This is a genomic window from Massilia sp. CT11-108 (assembly GCF_047302915.1).
Lineage (GTDB): Bacteria > Pseudomonadota > Gammaproteobacteria > Burkholderiales > Burkholderiaceae_D > Telluria > Telluria orientalis.
In genome coordinates this window covers 1-558 of the sequence record NZ_JBKYMO010001186.1, presented here as the reverse complement: position 1 = coordinate 558, position 558 = coordinate 1, and the positions used below count along the sequence as shown (strand labels likewise).

General features: G+C 70.1%; 1 protein-coding gene. It reads right to left on the bottom strand.

All coding sequences use genetic code 11. The annotated features are described in order from the left end of the window. Positions 1-466: PfkB family carbohydrate kinase (locus ACEN88_RS33885; protein WP_413346752.1), on the bottom strand; the 466-nt coding region annotated here is incomplete at its 3' end. Between the last annotated feature and the right edge of the window lie 92 nt (positions 467-558).

Genomic DNA, 558 nt, shown 5'->3' with positions numbered 1-558 from the left:
CCCCCCCCCAATTTTTTTCCACCCACACCACGCCATACGACATGTAGCTCCGTCTCGTGGGCTCGGAGTTGTCTCTTTTATTCTTGCTGTCGGGCGCCGGCATGTCGCGTGCCGACAGGTGACTCGCGGCCGAGCCGCGCCGGAAGTATTCGACCTCGGGATCGGCGCCGTCGGCGGCCATCTGTTTCAGCATCAGGCCGGTCGGGTAGCGCGCGTCCAGCCACAGGTGGCGCAGGTCGAGCCGCTCGCCGGCCATGAAGGCGCGCAGGTAGCGCCCCGGGCTGTCCTGTCCCAGGCTGCCGATGTAGCCGACGTGGAAGCCCAGCCGGGAGAGGCCGACGGCGACGTTCAATTCGGCGCCCGCGGTGGCGCGCTCGAATTCGTCGACGGCCTCCAACGGGCCCGGCGTGCGCGCGATCAGCAGCGCCATCGCCTCGCCCACGGTCACGACGTCCGGAACCGTCATGGGCGGCGCTCCGCGATCGACAGCGTGGTCACGAGCGTGGCGGCGCGGCTGGCGGGCAGCGACAGCCGCAGCACCGTGCCGCGTTCCTCGGT